Genomic DNA, 16,816 nt, shown 5'->3' with positions numbered 1-16,816 from the left:
TCTTAACTGTTACGTTGTTGGCTTAGGATGCGGTAGGAGTGTTGAAAATCGTCAATGGTAACCCTAATGGCTGTAGGATCGGTTTCCCCCCTAGCGCGAAATCGCCTAATTGCTTCCACGGATGCTTGGTTACATAACAAAACTAAATCTGCTCCATTCCAACCTTCCGTAGTCTGGGCCCAATATTCTAAGTCTACATCCAATAGTGGTCTACCTTCGGTATAAACTCGTAAAATTTCCAAGCGACTGGCTAAATTAGGTAGATCAACTTTCAATTGTAGATCTAATCTTCCAGCTCTTAATAGAGCTGGATCTAACGCATCTGGACGGTTAGTAGCTCCTATTACTAGAATATTAGTACCAGTTTCCAAACCATCCAATTCCGTTAATAGTTGTCCTACTACCCGGTTACTCACACCAGAGTCTCCAGTATAAGTCCCACGAGCGGGGGCTAGGGTGTCAATTTCATCAATGAATATGACGCAGGGATCCGCTTGTCGAGCTTTAGCAAATAGTTCCCTTACTGCTTGTTCGCTTGCTCCTACCCAACGGGTGAGTAGTTCTGGTCCGTTGACTGCAATGAAATTGGCCCTGGCCTGGGAAGCTACTGCTTTGGCTAATAGGGTTTTACCGGTTCCGGGTGGCCCCCATAGTAAAATCCCCCTGGGAGCTACTGCTTTCGTTTGACGGTAGAGTTCTGGATATAGTAAGGCCCCCTCTACAGATTCTCTCAAGGTTTGTTTGATGGCTTCCAGTCCGCCAATGTCCTCCCATTCCACATGGGGAACTTCTACCTCCATGCTCCGCAGCACTGCTGGTTTGATTTCTTTGAGCGCTTGCAGAAAATCTGACTGGTTCACTGTCATGGTTTCAGGAATATCTGTTTCCATGGATGGAACTTGACGGCGCAGGGCCATATAGGCCGCTTTTTGGCAAACAGCTTTTAAGTCAGCTCCCACAAATCCTACAGTGCGATCGCTAATAAATTCTAAGTCCACAGTGTCATCTAAGGGCATGGCACGGGTAAGAACTTGCAGAATTTCTTTACGTCCGTTAGCGTCGGGAATGCGAAACTGAATTTCTCGATCAAACCTTCCTGGACGACGCAGCGCTGGATCTAAATGATCCGGACGGTTAGTAGCAGCCAGTACAATTACACCTGGTGTGTGAGAAAACCCATCCATTAAGCCCAATAACTGGGCAACTAACCGTTTCTCTACTTCTCCCTCCACTGCACTGCGGTCAGGGGCCAGACTATCAATTTCATCAATAAAAATAATGCAGGGGGCATTTTTAGCAGCTTTTTCAAAAATACCCCTCAGTTTTTGTTCCGCTTCACCATAGTATTTGCTAATCACCTCTGGACCCACCAGGGCAATATAATTTACCCCCAGTTCTTCCGCTAAAGCACGAGCTGTGAGGGTTTTACCAGTACCGGGAGGACCAACTAAAAGCACCCCATGGGTTGGCTCTAGACCCAGTTTAGCCAGCAGATCTGGGCGCTTTAAGGGGATGGCAATTAATTCTTTGAGCTCTTTGACTACCTGACTTAAACCACCTATGTCTTTCAGGGAAATACCAGAATTTTCAGGGGGGGTAGCTGAATCTGATGACCCATTAGAGGGTTGGGGAGTAGCTGGGGAAGAGGGGGTGCGAATGCGACTAGTACCAATATCATTGATATTACTGCTCTTGGCTGCACCACGGGGAATATTGCCCGTTCTGGGAATACTACTCAGGGGACGAGAGTTGACCTGTATATCTGTTTTTACCTCTCCACTCTCGATTTTTTCTTCTAAGGTTTTAACCAAATCTAGAAACTGCTCAAATCCTTTGAATAGGTCACTCATAAGTCTTAATAGGTCTGGGTAAATGTGATGTACTAGTTTTATTTCTCAAATGCAAACAAAAGGTTAGCCGCACCCTTGATTCTTTCTATGGGCTCTACTGATCTAGGTAGCAGGGGTAGGTGAATAATTGTTTGTTCGGGAAATAAATTGTGATCAACTTCCACTGCTTGAGTATAGCGATTTTGTACTACGTACCTTTGTTCAATGCCCATGTTTTTCAAAGATGCGGTTAACCGAACGTGTTCTGATGTAATAGCCGATTCCGCCTGAATTACACCCACAAATTGGGTATGACGGGGGTCTTTCAATTTCTTTTGCGCCTTTACTACCTGTTGTCGCAGCTGTCGCAATCTACCAATGAAGTCTACCCGACCTAAAACATCCTGATATTTCATCCATAGCTTAAAGATCCAGGATAACCAATCTCCTAAAGCGGAAGGCATGGATAAAAATTGTAACAGATGTCCCGTAGGAGCTGTGTCTAGAATAATCAAATCTTGCTGGTTAGTTTCTAGAAGGTTAGTGATTGTGATTAAGGATAGCATTTCGTCAATACCCGGTAATGCTTGAGACATAATTTGTCTCCACGCTTCCGGTAGGTAGGCAATGTTTACGTCTGTATCCTTGGTTGTTCCTTCCCCACTAATCATATCTGCCAATTCCCACAGATAATCAGTACGGAACTGGTCTAATATTTTGTCAGCATCTATTTCTTGTCCACATAGGTTGGGAGTGATTGGTTGGGAATCATGTCCTAATTTTTGACCAAATGCATCGCCAAGAGAATGTGCTGGATCTATGGAGATCACGCTAATATTTTTTTGGGGATAATGACTAGCAAAGGCCCAACCCATTGCTGCTGATACCGTTGTTTTGCCTACTCCTCCTTTTCCACCTACAATAATTAGTTTACAACCCTGATCCAGAAAATCAGTAAAACTAGGTGGTATTCTCTGTGGCCAGTGAATTATGGGTGGTGCTACCTCTTCTACCTGACTGATATGTTGAATTTCTCCAGCCAATTTATCCAGTGCTTGACTACCCAAGGGGGCGGCGGGTTGTTGGGGAATAATAAATACGGGTTGTCCGGAAAGATTTAGGAACTTTTGCACGTAGTTCTGCTGTTCCGCATATCGATCCTGATCCATACTAGGATCTGTTAAAATTCGATTGATTAGAATTCCTCCAAAGGGAACTTTTAAGGTTTTTAACTGTTCTAGGAATCTTTCGGTTTCTGCTAAACACATTGGTTCGGCAATCCCGACTATTAAAAACCCGGTGAATTGACTGTCTTGCAGTAGTCTTCTACTCTCTGATAGTTGAAATTTGAAGTCAATCAAAAAGTCGTCTACTGCATCCGGTTGATAGTTTCCAGTAAAGCTTTCGGTGATGACTTGATACTTTTTTTGAAATAATTCTAAGGAGTGTAAAATTACGTCCAAGAAGTCTTTTAGTTTTAGCAAGCTCACCGTATGTCCAGATGGAGCCATATCCACTACTATACGATCTACGTTTTTCTCTGATAGCAGTCTTTGGATCTCTAGTAGTCCCATCAGTTCATTTAATCCGGGCCAGTCTAAATCCCAAACGGGGGCTAGATCCTCTCCATCCGCTAAACTTCCTCTTTCCACTAGAATTTCCAGGTACTGGCTATATTTGGCTTTGAATTCTAACAGAAGATTTTGAGCATCTAGGGCCTGAATGCTCAAATTCGGTAAATCTACTGCTGATTGAGGTTCATTGGTGACTTCTGTCAGTAGTACATCCCCTAGGGAATGGGCTGGGTCTGTTGATAATAGAAGAATTTTCTCTTCTGGAAATTTCCTAGCCCAATAACGAGCTAAGCAGCAAGATAGGGTGGTTTTACCTACCCCTCCTTTACCGCTCAACATGACTAAATTTAATTTATCGTACTGGTACATTTGGTTTAAAAAAATAGGGTTAGAAACTGGAATGAATATTAATGCTCAATAAAATGATAGGGGGGTAGGCAATCTCCCCAAACTAAATCCCATCTGGGACAGGCCCGCTGCCAATTCAAGAATTTTTCCTCTAGGTGAATTTTTTCATTTATGTTAATCAAAACATATATTTTTATTCCTTCTTTCTGTTCCTGAACCACTGCTGGTAAGTTATATTCTTTGGTAATTAAATCAATTAGGTTCTGTTTTTCTATGTTTTGACTATTGACAAAGGTTTTCTGATTCTCATACTCTTGCTTTTTGGCTAAAAAGTAGTTTCTCCCCCCTTTCTCGCTAACTACTGGTTCTAGAAATGTGTGGGGAATTAGTTTTAAGGTTAGTTCTATTTTGTCTCTGATTTTTTCTAGCTGGGATTTATATTCTTTTTCTTGCCATGCTAGGTGCTTGAGTAGATTATCTAAGGAGTCAAAACATGTACCAAATCTTAAAGGCAAAACTGTTACTTGTTCAAACATCTCACAAATCACTCTGTCATGACATAAAGCCATCTGAACTATCTTCTCGTCATCATTCTCCCAGAAAGCTGGGGATATTCCAGGTTCCACAAGAGCTGAAACTTGATTACCTGTTACTAAGCTTACTGGACCTCTCACACCCTGTGGTAAAACCAGGGGTGAATGGGGCGTTTCTAAAAAGGCATAAGTGTACAAGTCTGTTAATTCCATATTTTCACCTATCACAGGATTTTGTCGCCCATTGCTCCCAGATCTTTAACTCAGCTATAACTAAAGTATAAACTTAATCTTAATCAAAAGTGGAAACAATTCCTTTGACAGTGGTTTGATAGTTTACAATCGCAAGAAGTTAGTTATAATAGGTGAATACTTCTAGGTAGTTTTATGAAAAGCATTCCCAACGCTGCCATGTCTAGGGCCAAAATTAGCACCATGCCCAGAACTAAAACTGACGCTTCTAGCCAATTAGATCTTTATAAAATGGTGACGGAAAAACAACGTATCCAGAGAGAACTACTCAGTCTTAAAGAACGAACCACTATCCTTCAAAAGAGATTGGATCTTCTTAATAGCCAAATAGAATCAACAGAACAAAGCATTTATGTGTCTCGTCAACCGCGATTGAGTTCTCGCATACTAGCTAAACTAAACACTCACAATGATATTCCTAGTTACAGCACTTTTGAAATTGAATATTAGCATATTTTCTGCCTAACTAGACTTAAAAAAAGCCAGCGCTGTTTTTATTATTTATAACCCGCCATAGCGGGTTACTTAGAAACAGCTTAGGTTTCATTCCTGGTTAACGTGATAAGACTAAGGTTTTATCTTCTTCCTGAATTTTGGGTGTGTTTATATTGAATTCGGGTTCCTCAATGAGATCTTCTTCTTCCTCAGTTAGGTACTCTTCCTCTTCTAAACTGGCCCTTTCTTCTTCTAGGGCCTGGATTTGTAGAAGTATTTCTTCCTCTTGTTCCTCAAATTCTTCCTCGCCAATTTCCCCTAGGTCAAATGATAACTGCAAGTTTAATAATTTTTTGTGCAGGTTTTCTTGATCATCAAATTCAGTATTGGTGCGTTCTTGGATTTTTTCGGCAATCCATACTACTCCATTAATCGGACCCATTACGGGTGATAGCAACAGTTTCATCAACATAAGGCACTTCCTGGATAACAAAAATAAAATGGTTCAACCACTCATGATGGCGACAATTGGGCAAACGTATAGGGAGCTGTGAAATTATTGTACCTGATACGCAGGCGATCGCCGAATTGTTTGTCAATAGACTCCACGCGATCGCTAAATGCGGATTCAGCATCCCAAGGAATTAAAAATGCTGCATTGTAGATCATCTCTTCCATCATAGGTTCATTTTCGACCACATCTTTAGCAAATGGTTGCAGTTGTTCTCGAAAAACCTGAATTACTGCTTCTTTGCGTTCCATCAAATTACTTTCAATCAGTTGTCCAATTTGAATCACCTCATCCATACTTAAATTTTTGCCTTCCATAGCGTCTCGTTGCTGCTTTAAGTCAGGATTAGAATCAATCATCATTTGCAGTTCTGATTTGGTATCCCAAAGTATCTTCACACTGACTTCTCTTTGTCCTGCTAGTTTCTCAAACAGCTGGTGTAGTTGATTTTGGGATGGGTTAATTAATTGATTAGAAATTTCCTGCCAATCTTTCACGACCAGTCCAAAGCGCAAAGGTAAAAGAGTCGGACACCCTTCTTGCATAACCTGTTCTAAAACTCTCTCGTGAGCCAACAAATTACGTCGGGAAGCCAAATACTGCTTTTGGAGAGCATGAGAATATAAAAAAACAAACCCATTGACATCCTGAGTTTTAACTGGTTGCTTATCCAAACCCTCCAATGTTAAATCCTGCGTTAATGGTTTTGGTAAAATACCATATAAGTAAAGTCCATTGCTACTCATAATAATCACACCTGGGAATCCGATTTAAAACAGATTATAACTAACGTATAACCATATAAATAAGTAACACCGAATCATTAAACAGCCAAATTGGTTTTGCCTAAATTGGTTTTGCCTAAATTGGTTTTGAAGTTAAAACCAGCTGTAATTTGGCATGAATTAAATCTAAATTAGCCACTCCCAAATCTACTTCCCCATCAACAACAACCCCTGTATTGAGAAGACGATCCAACAGTTCCAGCACACTAGGTTGAGTTCCCTCCTCTCCGGGATAATAGGAACCCTTATGTGGTAAGAGCGTGCCAAAATCGCCCAAATTCACATTCAATTCAGCTGGGTCAACATCAAACACCTCACACAGATGGAGGACCTGAGATTCCAGTTTTTGTAAGCTTTCTGCAGCTTGCTCCAACTGCAAGTCGCTCAGATAATTCTCCTCCATACGACGAATTACCTGAGCCTCCATTAATTGGCGCACTAGTTCCAAAACCGTTAATAGCAAGGGAGCCAAACCCGCTTCTTTCTTGGTACCAGAAGCGGGTGGTAAGAAGTCCTGGGACTGATCAAATGGAGTGATAGCCATTTCCATAGTTTCACCGACGAACGTCACCTAAACACTCAGAATGGTCAGTAGACAATTAACCAATCTCATCATCCAATGCTACAATAGCTTGAGTGTCTGGTTGACTGGTTTCCGTCTCTTCTAAAACAACATCATGTTGATTAAAACCCCCAATATAATCAGTATTTTCTTGGAGATTTTCCGGAAGTTGCTCTGATACTATAGTATATTCCTCCAGTTCCTCCTGGTCTACAGATATTGGCGTAATTTCCTCACTCAGTTCCTGAGTGTTATCATCACCATTCAGATTGTTCTCCAGAGTTAATTCTGGCTTTTCAACAGAGGTTTTGGCTATATCAGAAGTTAGCAAGTTTAGTTGTGACTCTAAATTAGCTAAACGCCCTCTGAGTTCCCTGTTTTCCTCAATTAAACCCTGAGCCTTACTACTGAGGTAAGGATCGCCCTCCCACCAATTAATACCCATCTCCTTGGCTTTATCAACGGAAGCAATTAATAAGCGAATCCGAATGTGTAGAAGCTCAGTAGAGGCAATAGACACGGAAATATCGCCAGCAATGACAATACCCTTGTCTAAAACTCTTTCCAGAATGTCCGCTAGTGTCGAACCTTGGGTAGAGGTTTTAATAACTTGACCGGAGCTTACCTGGGAACGTGTTGGTAGTATTGGGGAATTCACAAATGATCAACTCTGTTAAATAGTGTAAATACGTTTGTTTTTACTCACCAAACCTTTTTGCTCTAAAGAACGTAGAGCATTAAGGGCGGTGTGATATTCCGAGTTTAGGAATTTTTTAATCCCATTGACAGACTCGCTTCTTTTTTGTAGTAGGTAGTTGTAAACTTCTTTTTCAAAGGGAACTACCTTGGCTGTAACTAAACCCTCAATTTCCTCAATTGGTATGGCAGTGTGATTACTTTCTTCTTCGTTTATATGACCATTTAATTCTTCTACAGGCAATTCTGGTTCGTCTAAGTTGAGCAGATCCATGAAAATATCTGTACAGTCTGCAATAGGCAAGCTACTACGATTGAACAGAATATCCATAGCAATCTCGCGGAAGGTAGGATCTTCTGGTGCGACCAAAATATCGTTGTCAGCACAAACCTTAGCAATCATCAAACCTGCACGCAATCCAGAGGTTTTCTCCGCGTGGGTAGCCAGTCGAAATGATCTGACCAAATCCACAATCAAACCAGCAGATTGTTTATCTATATTTGTTTTTTGAACCAATATTTCCGTTTGAGTTAGGTGCTCAGGTTCTGGCATGTTAATGGTTACCAGTCTATCCATCAGTGCATCCTGTGTGGAATGAACCCCACAGTATTCTTCTGGATTAGAGGTGAAAATAACTCGGAACTGAGGGTTAACATGAAGATACTCAGGCTGATTGCTGCTGGGTGGCAAACTGAGAATTTTCTCCTCTAAGGCTGAAAGCAAAACGTTATTTACTTCTGGACGGGAGCGGTTAAATTCATCATATACTAATGTGAAGCCTTCACGACAAGCTAAAGTTAGTCTAGAATCCATCCAGTTTTGCCTAAATTCGTCCTCAATCTTGACAACGCTATGGATATAGTTATCTAGAAGCTTCTTATGGGTATAACCAGATTCACTACCAATTAAATCTGAACTTTTAAACTCATCATCCCCAAAGAGCAACATTACTGGTCTATCTAAACAATGAGCTAAATGTAATGCTAAAGTGGTTTTGCCTGTACCAGCAGGACCACGGAGGTGCACGGGGAAGCCAGATCTCAAATAGAGTAAAGCTCGCAAGGCCACCTTCTCAATAGCAGGTGTCATCACAAACTGACCTGGACGAACCCGAAGAATTGCTCTTTTCTGATTGTTAATGTTGCTGACAGCCATAAGGTTACAAATTGTAAGGAAATGAGATTAGCTAAAAAAATATGCTAGGTTTGAGATCAAGGTGCGGGATCAAGGTTAGTTTGAATGAATCCCCCTGAGTTCCTATTGCTGTTAGACCATGGACCACAGTCCTTAGACTCAGGTACGAACGACTGCATCAAAACTGCACTTTAAAACTCATTGTTATATGTTTAGTGCCTCCTAATCTTCAGTTCGAAAACTGTTGCTCTAGGAGGCCTTCGTTTGACTAGAATATCATGCGGATGGGTCAGAGGCAAAATATTTGAATTAATTTGCCTGATATATCAGCACCTTACACACCAATAACACTCAAAAATAGATCTTGGCGGAACTGACGCAATGCCTCTTTTTGGGCAGATGCTTTGGCAGCGCGATCGCTAGTTGTAGCTGTCAAGAAAGCACTAGTTTTTTGCTCCAGTTCTTTATGGAAAGCACTTAACTCTGCTGCTTGCTTTTGAGCTTCGTCAATACGAGTTTTAGCTGTATCTGCCAAAAAAGCACTGGTTTTTTGCTCTAGTTCTTTGTGGAAAGCGCTTAATTCAGCTGCTTGTTTTTGAGCTTGGGCAATGCGAGCTTTCGCTGTATCTGCCAGAAACACTTCTGTTTTTTGCTCTAGTTCTTTGTGGAAAGCGCTTAATTCAGCTGCTTGATTTTGAGCTTGAGCATGGCGAGCTTGAGTGGTCTTTGTCAAAAACTCATTGGTTTCTTGCTCTAGCTGAGAGCGGAACTGATATAGTTCTTGGGCTTGAGCCTGAGCTTGAGCTTGACGAGATTGAGCGGTTTTTGCTAAGAACTGATCAATTTCTTGCTCTAGTTGTTGGCGAAATTGGCTTAAATCCTCGGCTTGCTTCTGAGCTTGCGCAAGTCTATTACTTTTCCTTGTGGAAAGAAAATCGTTGACCTCTTGAAATATTGACTGATTTTCCAGTCTGATCTTTTGCAACAAAGCGACCATGAAGTCCTCCTCAAATATCAACATCAATGGGAGAAGATTCACCAGACTAAAACAAATCTAGTGAACTTCTTACCACTTGGTTATTGGCGTAGTCTAATAAAAAAATTAAGCAGGTACAGCTGCGGATTGGGTCAATCCTACTGCTTCTGCATACTTCAAGTAGGTTTCTACGGAAGCAATAACGATACGAGCTTCAACTGCTAGTAGTTCGATACCTACTAAGGATACACGAACCCAAGCATCTACTACGATACCTTTGTCTAGGATTCTGTCGATTACTTCTGCCAAGCTAGAGGAAGAATTGGTCTTTTCAACTGCCATTGTTTTGCACCTTTAATTAATTGTTGTTAGTTAGATTTTTCTAGCAGAACATATTGTTGTTCTGCTAAATCAAAGTCAGAAAATTAAGCAGGTACAGCTGCGGATTGGGTCAATCCTACTGCTTCTGCATACTTCAAGTAGGTTTCTACGGAAGCAATAACGATACGAGCTTCAACTGCTAGTAGTTCGATACCTACTAAGGATACACGAACCCAAGCATCTACTACGATACCTTTGTCTAAAATTCTGTCAATTACTTCTGCCAAGCTAGAGGAAGAATTGGTCTTTTCAACTGCCATTGTTTTGCACCTTTAATTAATTGTTGTTTTCTGGAACCACTGGGCAGAACAACCAGTTTTTTTCTAGCTTGCCCTGCCTTAGTAAATAAAATTACGAATCAAAAAAATTAAGCAGGTACAGCTGCGGATTGGGTCAATCCTACTGCTTCTGCATACTTCAAGTAGGTTTCTACGGAAGCAATAACGATACGAGCTTCAACTGCTAGTAGTTCGATACCTACTAAGGATACACGAACCCAAGCATCTACTACGATACCTTTGTCTAAAATTCTGTCAATTACTTCTGCCAAGCTAGAGGAAGAATTGGTCTTTTCAACTGCCATTGTTTTGCACCTTTAATTAATTGTTGTTTTCTGGAACCACTGGGCAGAACAACCAGTTTTTCTCTAGTTTGCCCTGCCTTAGTAAATAAAATTACGAATCAAAAAAATTAAGCAGGTACAGCTGCGGATTGGGTCAATCCTACTGCTTCTGCATACTTCAAGTAGGTTTCTACGGAAGCAATAACGATACGAGCTTCAACTGCTAATAGTTCAATACCTACTAAGGATACACGAACCCAAGCATCTACTACGATACCTTTGTCTAGGATTCTGTCGATTACTTCTGCCAAGCTGGAGGAAGAATTGGTTTTTTCAACTGCCATTGTTTTGCACCTTTAACTCATTGTTGTTTTTGTTGACTGAACCTAATTATAACAACCTAACTGACTAACACGGAGAGGAATCGGGTGAAACAACTCATTTGAGTGCTTACCCCAAACCGGTTTTGACCTGGAAGATTGTTTTGGTGGTTCACCATAAATATGAATACCACTATTTGTTTTTGATGTAAAGCATTTCCAATTGAAAAACAAAAAACTTTACAATTGTTATGGGTGTCATTCTATACTCTTAATAGAAATTACTTATTGTTTGTACTTGCATTTATTACATTGATAAAGAAAATGATTCAAATATGAGAAGGTAAAATTTTACTTTCTTAACTGTATACAAATCCATATTTATACTGAAAATATTACAAGTAAAATACATTTATATTGTAATGTAAACTATAAAAAAGCACGAATTATCTAGTTAAATACTTTGAGTATAATATTTTCATACATAGTAGTATTTGTCAGATTTGAATAGAAGAAATTAGAGTTTACGAATCCCAACCTTCACTGCAGTGATTACTTTCCTGAGAATTTGGTTCAATTTCCCAACAGCTCTAATATAACTTGTTTAAAATTCTAGCTAGTAGAATGGTGTAAGGTCTCGAGTCATACTAATGAAATTTATTATGTAAAATTAGGCGCGGTTAATTTAATAAATGTTTACAAAAATTAACATTTATTTAAGGAATAGGCTGAATTTCCGGCAAGCGTGAATGAATGTGATCTGTAATTCTTAGTTAGCTAGGCACACCTTCGTGTTACGATGGTTGACATATAATTTTCTGTGTCTCGAATTATGTTTAACAATCCAAACCCGCAAATAAGTGATAGAAAATGGCATAGGCAGCTAGATAAGTTTGTCAAAGAAAACCAGCAGGAGTTAGCAGCTTTATATTGGGGGTTGTGGTTAGAAAATGGCAGTAGTCAGGGGACTATTGGTATTGATTTACAACCTCAGCCTCATTTTGTCTATTGTCCTCAAGAAGCAGTAGAAAAATTAAATGAGCGGGTGGAAAAACGACTCCAAGAACTTTTGGGAATCATAGATAATAATAACCCAGAAACTGAGGTTTTGATGATTGGGATTGGCCAAGGAGAAATTAAGTTGATTCAGTTCGCTCCTGAATCGTCACCCCGCACATGCTTTGAACGGGTAAACCAAGATGTGGATACTTTACTAGACTTGTTGGAGCAGAAAATGATTGAGCAAATAGTGGTTTAATTACCTAACTCTCCTGTTTGTCAAAACATTTATGTATAAAACAAGATAATATATTTAACACGGAGAATATAATGCCTAGAAAACGTCTCACTGATCTACTACAAGAGGAAGTTCAAAAGTTCACTCCCGATGAATCTGTGGTTGAAACCACAGCAAAAAAGATTCCAGATCTGGAACTCCCTGAAGATGGATCTAACTCTGTCACCATAGTCTCAAGTAATTCCACCAGTGATAATTCTAACGGTCTGCACTGGGGAGTTACAGTACAAGAACTTCAGGAGTCCCTGAACAGATACCATGTCCGAGAAACTGCTATGCAGCAGGAAATATGTGAATTGAAGAACGCCTTATCAGAACAAAGGTCTCTCTCGGAGAAATTAGGTAAGGAACTCTACGAGACGAAAAAAACCGCTCTAAAATTAGCTGAATCCAATTCTACTCTAATAGAGGAAAACAATCAACTCAAACAGCAACCAGCTCAACAAGTCATACCCAATTCTACGGGGGAATCTGTCCAATCCACACAACCAACAAAAGATGTTGCCAAGTCCTTAGTTATCAACCCCAGAAAATCTTACAGTCCTCCGGGAATATTTATAGACAAGTCTAAAGCAGATACAAAAAAGGACGACTTTTCTAATAACACTTGGTTGTATGATTAAAGTTTAAGGTAACCCTAGGTTTTGCTTTTGCGTTCCCATTTCCATAATAAGGCCATTATAGCAACAATTCCTACTTGCAGGGCAAAATTAGGTAGAGCTTGGTTCCTACCGGCCAATATTTGAAAGAAAAACACAAAGGCACCTATAAGACCAGAAGCACCCATACCAATATAAATAAATTGTCTTAGTCCTTTATAGGGCGAACCTATTTCAGCTTTTAAGCGATTTTTAATATTTGGGTCTAGCATTTTTTCCGAGATTGTGTTATGGTTATATATTGTTTGTGCCGATGTAGCACAGTGGTAGTGCAGCTGATTCGTAATCAGCAGGTCGTGGGTTCAAATCCCATCATCGGCTTTAATTTCCATCTAGTTCCACACTGACAATTCCCGACCACTGAACTTTTTTCTCCCTTTGTCTTCGGTAAGAAAAAAAGTGTTCAGGGCATTGATACGTGCAATAAGGAGCAACAGCAATTTGAGTTGAATTAATTCCTAACTCTTCCAATTGTAAAACATTAATCCGACGGACATCTAAACGAATCTTGCCTGGTTCTGCATCGGGTAAAAGGGGAGAATCTGATAAACTCTGTAAAGTAGCAACTATTCTCTCCGGTTCATGGTCGGGTAAAATCGAACTTCCGATTTGAATTGCCACTTCCAGAGAAACCTGGTAAACCTCTCCAGCAATCGCAGGACCCATAGCAATGCGTAAGTCCTCCAATCTACTACCATGAGATAGCATTTTTTCAATTGCTTGAGGAACAATTCTAGCTGCTGTACCTCGCCAACCCGCATGTAGGGCTGCCACTTTTCCTGTTTTTGCATCAGCGATTAAAACGGGCGTGCAGTCAGCAGAAGCAACCCAAACAGCTTGTTGCGCTTCCTGGGTAATTAAACCATCTGCTAACGCCAGTTCATCACCAAATTCAGTTAAATACTGATTTACCTCCTGGGGTGTCAACACTATATTACCATGAACTTGTTTTAAACGATAAGTGCTGGCCTGTGGTTGTAATACCCTAGTCAATTCATGAGGTGGGAGAGGCCAAAACTGCTGGGTAAAAAACCCATGGGACCAGGGTGTCAAAATACTACAAGTAAGATATGGTAGACTTTGCCATTCTTGCCATTGCCAAGTGTGCATCTGCAAAATAAAAAATAAATTAATAAAAAAACGACAAAACCAACAATCTAATTAATTAAGGTAACACTATTATACATCATAATTTTTTGGTTTTGGTCACATTAACATCGGAAGGAAATTTGATATTAAGGTTAACATAATCTAATCAAAATCTAATTAAAATCTATAAGTTTCCGCTTCTCTGTGTATTTTTACCTTAAAACGACTGCAAACTAACAACCTTCCCCATCACGACACAATATACCCAATGACTAATGTACTTTGGCTACAAGGTGGTGCTTGTTCTGGTGACACCATGTCCTTTTTAAATGCGGAGGATCCCACCGCTTGTGACCTGATAGCTGACTTTGGAATTAAGATTCTCTGGCATCCCTCCCTGGGTTTAGAAATGGGCACCAACCTACAAACCCTATTGTGGGAATGTATTTTGGGTAAAACTCCCCTGGATATCCTGGTGTTTGAAGGTACTGTCGTCAACGCTCCCAATGGTACTGGGGAGTGGAATCGCTTTGCTGACCGTCCCATGAAACAATGGTTAGAAGATTTGGCCAAAGCTGCTAATTTTGTAGTTGCTATTGGAGACTGTGCTACTTGGGGGGGTATTCCCGCTATGTCACCTAACCCCAGTGAATCTCAAGGTTTACAGTTCCTCAAACGGAAAAAGGGCGGGTTTTTAGGTGAAGATTTTATTAGTAAGGGCGGGTTACCAGTAATTAATATCCCCGGATGTCCCGCTCACCCCGATTGGATATCGCAAATATTAGTGGCAATTGCTACTGGACGTATAAGTGATATTGCTTTAGATGAACTACATCGTCCCCAAACTTTCTTTAATACCTTTGCTGAAACCGGTTGTACCCGCAATATTCACTTTGCTTATAGGGCAACAACTACAGAATTTGGCGATCGCAAAGGTTGTTTGTTTTATGACTTAGGTTGTCGTGGACCCATGACCCATTCCTCCTGTAATCGGATTTTGTGGAATGGAGTATCATCAAAAACCCGTGCTGGTATGCCCTGTATTGGTTGTACAGAACCGGAATTTCCTTTTCATGATCTAAAACCGGGAACAGTATTTAAGACCCAAACCATTATGGGTGTTCCCAAGGAAATACCCCCAGGGGTTAATCCTAAAGATTATGCGGTATTCACGGTTGTAGCCAAGGATACTGCACCAAAATGGACTGATGAGGATTTCTTTTTGGTTTAGATCTAAACAATTACTGTCAACCCATTGCTAATGCTGTAAAAATATGCCAATTCAAACATTAGATATTGCACCCGTTGGTAGAGTTGAGGGTGATTTAGATGTCCGAGTGGAAATAGAAGATGGATACGTGACAAACGCTTGGACTCATGCAGAACTTTTTCGCGGTTTTGAAATCATTTTACGCGATAAGGATCCTCAAGCTGGACTAATTGTTACTCCCAGAATTTGTGGTATTTGCGGTGGTTCTCATTTAAGTTCTGCATCTTGGGCTTTAGATACTGCTTGGCAAACAGAGGTTCCTAGAAATGCAATTTTGGCTAGAAATTTAGGTCAAATTGTGGAGACGATTCAAAGTATCCCTCGTTATTTTTACGGATTATTTGCTATTGATTTAACTCACCAGAATTATCGCAGTAGTCATTTTTATGATGAAGCTTGTCGTCGCTTTGCTGCTTTTACAGGCAAATCATACGAACTTGGTGTCACTATTTCTGCTAAACCGGTGGAAATCTACGCTTTATTAGGAGGGCAATGGCCTCACAGCAGTTATATGGTGCCCGGTGGTGTGATGTGCGCCCCCTCTCTCAGTGATATTACCCGCGCTTGGGGAATGTTAGAATATTTTCGCACTAATTGGTTAGAACCGGTGTGGTTGGGTTGTTCATTGGAAAGATATGAGGAAATTCAATCATATCAGGATTTTCAAACTTGGTTGGAGGAGGATATTAAACACAGAGAATCTGATCTGGGTTTGTATTGGCGTATGGGTTTAGAGATTGGACTGGATAAGTATGGTGTGGGTGTGGAAAAATTTGTTACCTGGGGATATTTACCTCATGAGGATAAATATAATAAACCTACTATTGATGGGCGCAATGCAGCAGTGATTATGAAGGGTGGTGTTTATGATGGTCACAAAGATCAACATTCTATTATGAATCAGGCTTTTACTCGCGAAAATTTAACCCATTCTTGGTATGATGAAGGTACTCAGGATTGGCATCCAAGCGATCGCAAGACTTCCCCAACTATTAACAACCAAAAGGATTTTGTCGGTGCTTATTCTTGGTCTAGTGCAGTCCTTCATCAAGATTTAGGTAGATTGGAAGCAGGTCCTTTGGCACGTCAATTAGTTGCAGGTGGGAATGGTGGAGAAACTTGGCAACATTATGACCCATTTATTTTGGATGTTTTTAAAAAAATGGGTGGTGCAAGTGTTCATCTCAGACAATTGGCTAGGGTTCATGAGCTGGTTAAGTTATATCGTCAAGCAGAACGTTGTTTGAGAGAGTTTAAATTAAACGAACCTTGGTATATTAAACCCCAAGAAAAAGATGGTAAAGGTTGGGGAGCGACGGAAGCAGCTAGAGGTGCTTTATGTCACTGGATAGAAATTGCTGAGGGTAAGATTAAGAGCTACCAGGTTATTGCTCCCGGAACTTGGAATATTGGACCTCGTGATGGTAATGGTCATCTTGGACCTGTGGAGCAGGCGTTAATTGGTACTCCCATTACTGATCCTACGGATCCGGTGGAAGTAGGACATGTTGCTCGTTCTTTTGATTCTTGTTTGGTCTGCACGGTTCATGCTCATGATGCTAAAACCGGTCAGGAGTTGGCTCGCTTTCGCACTGCTTAAAG

Annotated in this window: 20 protein-coding genes and 1 tRNA gene; 6 read left to right on the top strand and 15 right to left on the bottom strand. The window is 40.6% G+C overall.

Going from position 1 to position 16,816, the window contains the following annotated elements:
- Positions 1–2: 2 nt before the first annotated feature.
- From ASL19_RS14295 to ASL19_RS14285, 3 genes are all read right to left on the bottom strand, one after another.
- Positions 3–1,850 (bottom strand): AAA family ATPase, encoded by a 1,848-nt coding sequence (locus ASL19_RS14295; protein WP_057178845.1) that lies wholly within the window; start codon positions 1,848–1,850, stop codon positions 3–5.
- A gap of 38 nt (positions 1,851–1,888) precedes the next feature.
- On the bottom strand, positions 1,889–3,742 hold the full coding sequence (locus ASL19_RS14290; RefSeq protein WP_057178844.1) for an ArsA family ATPase: 1,854 nt from the start codon (positions 3,740–3,742) through the stop codon (positions 1,889–1,891).
- A gap of 68 nt (positions 3,743–3,810) precedes the next feature.
- Entirely contained in the window at positions 3,811–4,497 is a 687-nt protein-coding gene (locus tag ASL19_RS14285; protein WP_057178843.1) for a GvpL/GvpF family gas vesicle protein, read from the bottom strand.
- 174 nt (positions 4,498–4,671) lie between these two features.
- Here ASL19_RS14285 and ASL19_RS14280 point away from each other — a divergent pair, with 174 nt between their 5' ends.
- The gene (locus tag ASL19_RS14280) at positions 4,672–4,986 is read left to right on the top strand and encodes a hypothetical protein (RefSeq protein ID WP_006276400.1); all 315 of its coding nucleotides are present in this window, start codon (positions 4,672–4,674) and stop codon (positions 4,984–4,986) included.
- A gap of 103 nt (positions 4,987–5,089) precedes the next feature.
- Here ASL19_RS14280 and ASL19_RS14275 read toward each other — a convergent pair whose 3' ends face one another.
- The 10 genes from ASL19_RS14275 to gvpA (ASL19_RS14230) form a co-directional block, all read right to left on the bottom strand.
- The gene (locus ASL19_RS14275; RefSeq protein ID WP_006276399.1) at positions 5,090–5,443 is read right to left on the bottom strand and encodes a gas vesicle protein GvpG; all 354 of its coding nucleotides are present in this window, start codon (positions 5,441–5,443) and stop codon (positions 5,090–5,092) included.
- Positions 5,444–5,484: 41 nt separating this feature from the next.
- On the bottom strand, positions 5,485–6,228 hold the full coding sequence (locus ASL19_RS14270) for a GvpL/GvpF family gas vesicle protein (RefSeq protein ID WP_006276398.1): 744 nt from the start codon (positions 6,226–6,228) through the stop codon (positions 5,485–5,487).
- A 115-nt stretch (positions 6,229–6,343) separates the two neighbouring features.
- Positions 6,344–6,817, bottom strand: coding sequence for a gas vesicle protein K (locus tag ASL19_RS14265; RefSeq protein WP_057178842.1), 474 nt, complete (start codon positions 6,815–6,817; stop codon positions 6,344–6,346).
- A gap of 49 nt (positions 6,818–6,866) precedes the next feature.
- On the bottom strand, positions 6,867–7,487 hold the full coding sequence (locus ASL19_RS14260; RefSeq protein WP_006276396.1) for a gas vesicle protein: 621 nt from the start codon (positions 7,485–7,487) through the stop codon (positions 6,867–6,869).
- 15 nt (positions 7,488–7,502) lie between these two features.
- Positions 7,503–8,681, bottom strand: coding sequence for a gas vesicle protein GvpN (gene gvpN / locus ASL19_RS14255; protein ID WP_057178841.1), 1,179 nt, complete (start codon positions 8,679–8,681; stop codon positions 7,503–7,505).
- 313 nt (positions 8,682–8,994) lie between these two features.
- Complete coding sequence (gvpC, locus tag ASL19_RS14250; protein ID WP_057178840.1) at positions 8,995–9,657, bottom strand: gas vesicle protein GvpC; 663 nt, start codon at positions 9,655–9,657, stop codon at positions 8,995–8,997.
- Between the two features lie 105 nt (positions 9,658–9,762).
- Positions 9,763–9,978: a gas vesicle structural protein GvpA gene (gvpA, locus tag ASL19_RS14245; protein ID WP_057178839.1), complete on the bottom strand. Its 216-nt coding sequence runs from the start codon at positions 9,976–9,978 to the stop codon at positions 9,763–9,765.
- Positions 9,979–10,061: 83 nt separating this feature from the next.
- Positions 10,062–10,277 (bottom strand): gas vesicle structural protein GvpA, encoded by a 216-nt coding sequence (gene gvpA, locus ASL19_RS14240; RefSeq protein ID WP_057178839.1) that lies wholly within the window; start codon positions 10,275–10,277, stop codon positions 10,062–10,064.
- A 107-nt stretch (positions 10,278–10,384) separates the two neighbouring features.
- Complete coding sequence (gene gvpA / locus ASL19_RS14235; RefSeq protein WP_057178839.1) at positions 10,385–10,600, bottom strand: gas vesicle structural protein GvpA; 216 nt, start codon at positions 10,598–10,600, stop codon at positions 10,385–10,387.
- A 107-nt stretch (positions 10,601–10,707) separates the two neighbouring features.
- Positions 10,708–10,923, bottom strand: coding sequence for a gas vesicle structural protein GvpA (gene gvpA, locus ASL19_RS14230; protein WP_057178839.1), 216 nt, complete (start codon positions 10,921–10,923; stop codon positions 10,708–10,710).
- An 808-nt stretch (positions 10,924–11,731) separates the two neighbouring features.
- Between gvpA (ASL19_RS14230) and ASL19_RS14225 the strand changes: the two genes are divergently transcribed.
- The gene (locus ASL19_RS14225; RefSeq protein WP_006278422.1) at positions 11,732–12,157 is read left to right on the top strand and encodes a hypothetical protein; all 426 of its coding nucleotides are present in this window, start codon (positions 11,732–11,734) and stop codon (positions 12,155–12,157) included.
- A 71-nt stretch (positions 12,158–12,228) separates the two neighbouring features.
- Positions 12,229–12,819 carry a hypothetical protein gene (locus ASL19_RS14220; RefSeq protein ID WP_057178838.1) on the top strand — a complete coding sequence of 197 codons (591 nt, stop codon included), beginning with the start codon at positions 12,229–12,231 and terminating at the stop codon, positions 12,817–12,819.
- Between the two features lie 14 nt (positions 12,820–12,833).
- Here ASL19_RS14220 and ASL19_RS14215 read toward each other — a convergent pair whose 3' ends face one another.
- Positions 12,834–13,067, bottom strand: a complete 234-nt coding sequence (locus tag ASL19_RS14215; RefSeq protein ID WP_057178837.1) for a DUF3493 domain-containing protein — start codon at positions 13,065–13,067, stop codon at positions 12,834–12,836.
- Between the two features lie 37 nt (positions 13,068–13,104).
- Here ASL19_RS14215 and ASL19_RS14210 point away from each other — a divergent pair.
- Positions 13,105–13,176 (top strand) — tRNA-Thr (locus ASL19_RS14210).
- Here ASL19_RS14210 and pgeF read toward each other — a convergent pair.
- Complete coding sequence (gene pgeF / locus ASL19_RS14205; protein WP_057178836.1) at positions 13,177–13,965, bottom strand: peptidoglycan editing factor PgeF; 789 nt, start codon at positions 13,963–13,965, stop codon at positions 13,177–13,179.
- Positions 13,966–14,212: 247 nt separating this feature from the next.
- On the opposite strand from pgeF, the gene ASL19_RS14200 reads away from it, so the two are divergent.
- Positions 14,213–15,175 (top strand): hydrogenase small subunit, encoded by a 963-nt coding sequence (locus ASL19_RS14200; protein WP_006278426.1) that lies wholly within the window; start codon positions 14,213–14,215, stop codon positions 15,173–15,175.
- A 43-nt stretch (positions 15,176–15,218) separates the two neighbouring features.
- On the top strand, positions 15,219–16,814 hold the full coding sequence (locus ASL19_RS14195) for a nickel-dependent hydrogenase large subunit (RefSeq protein ID WP_006278427.1): 1,596 nt from the start codon (positions 15,219–15,221) through the stop codon (positions 16,812–16,814).
- Positions 16,815–16,816 lie beyond the last annotated feature (2 nt).

This window comes from Cylindrospermopsis sp. CR12 (genome assembly GCF_001432185.1).
GTDB lineage: Bacteria > Cyanobacteriota > Cyanobacteriia > Cyanobacteriales > Nostocaceae > Raphidiopsis > Raphidiopsis raciborskii.
This window is presented reverse-complemented; position numbering and strand designations above follow the sequence as displayed.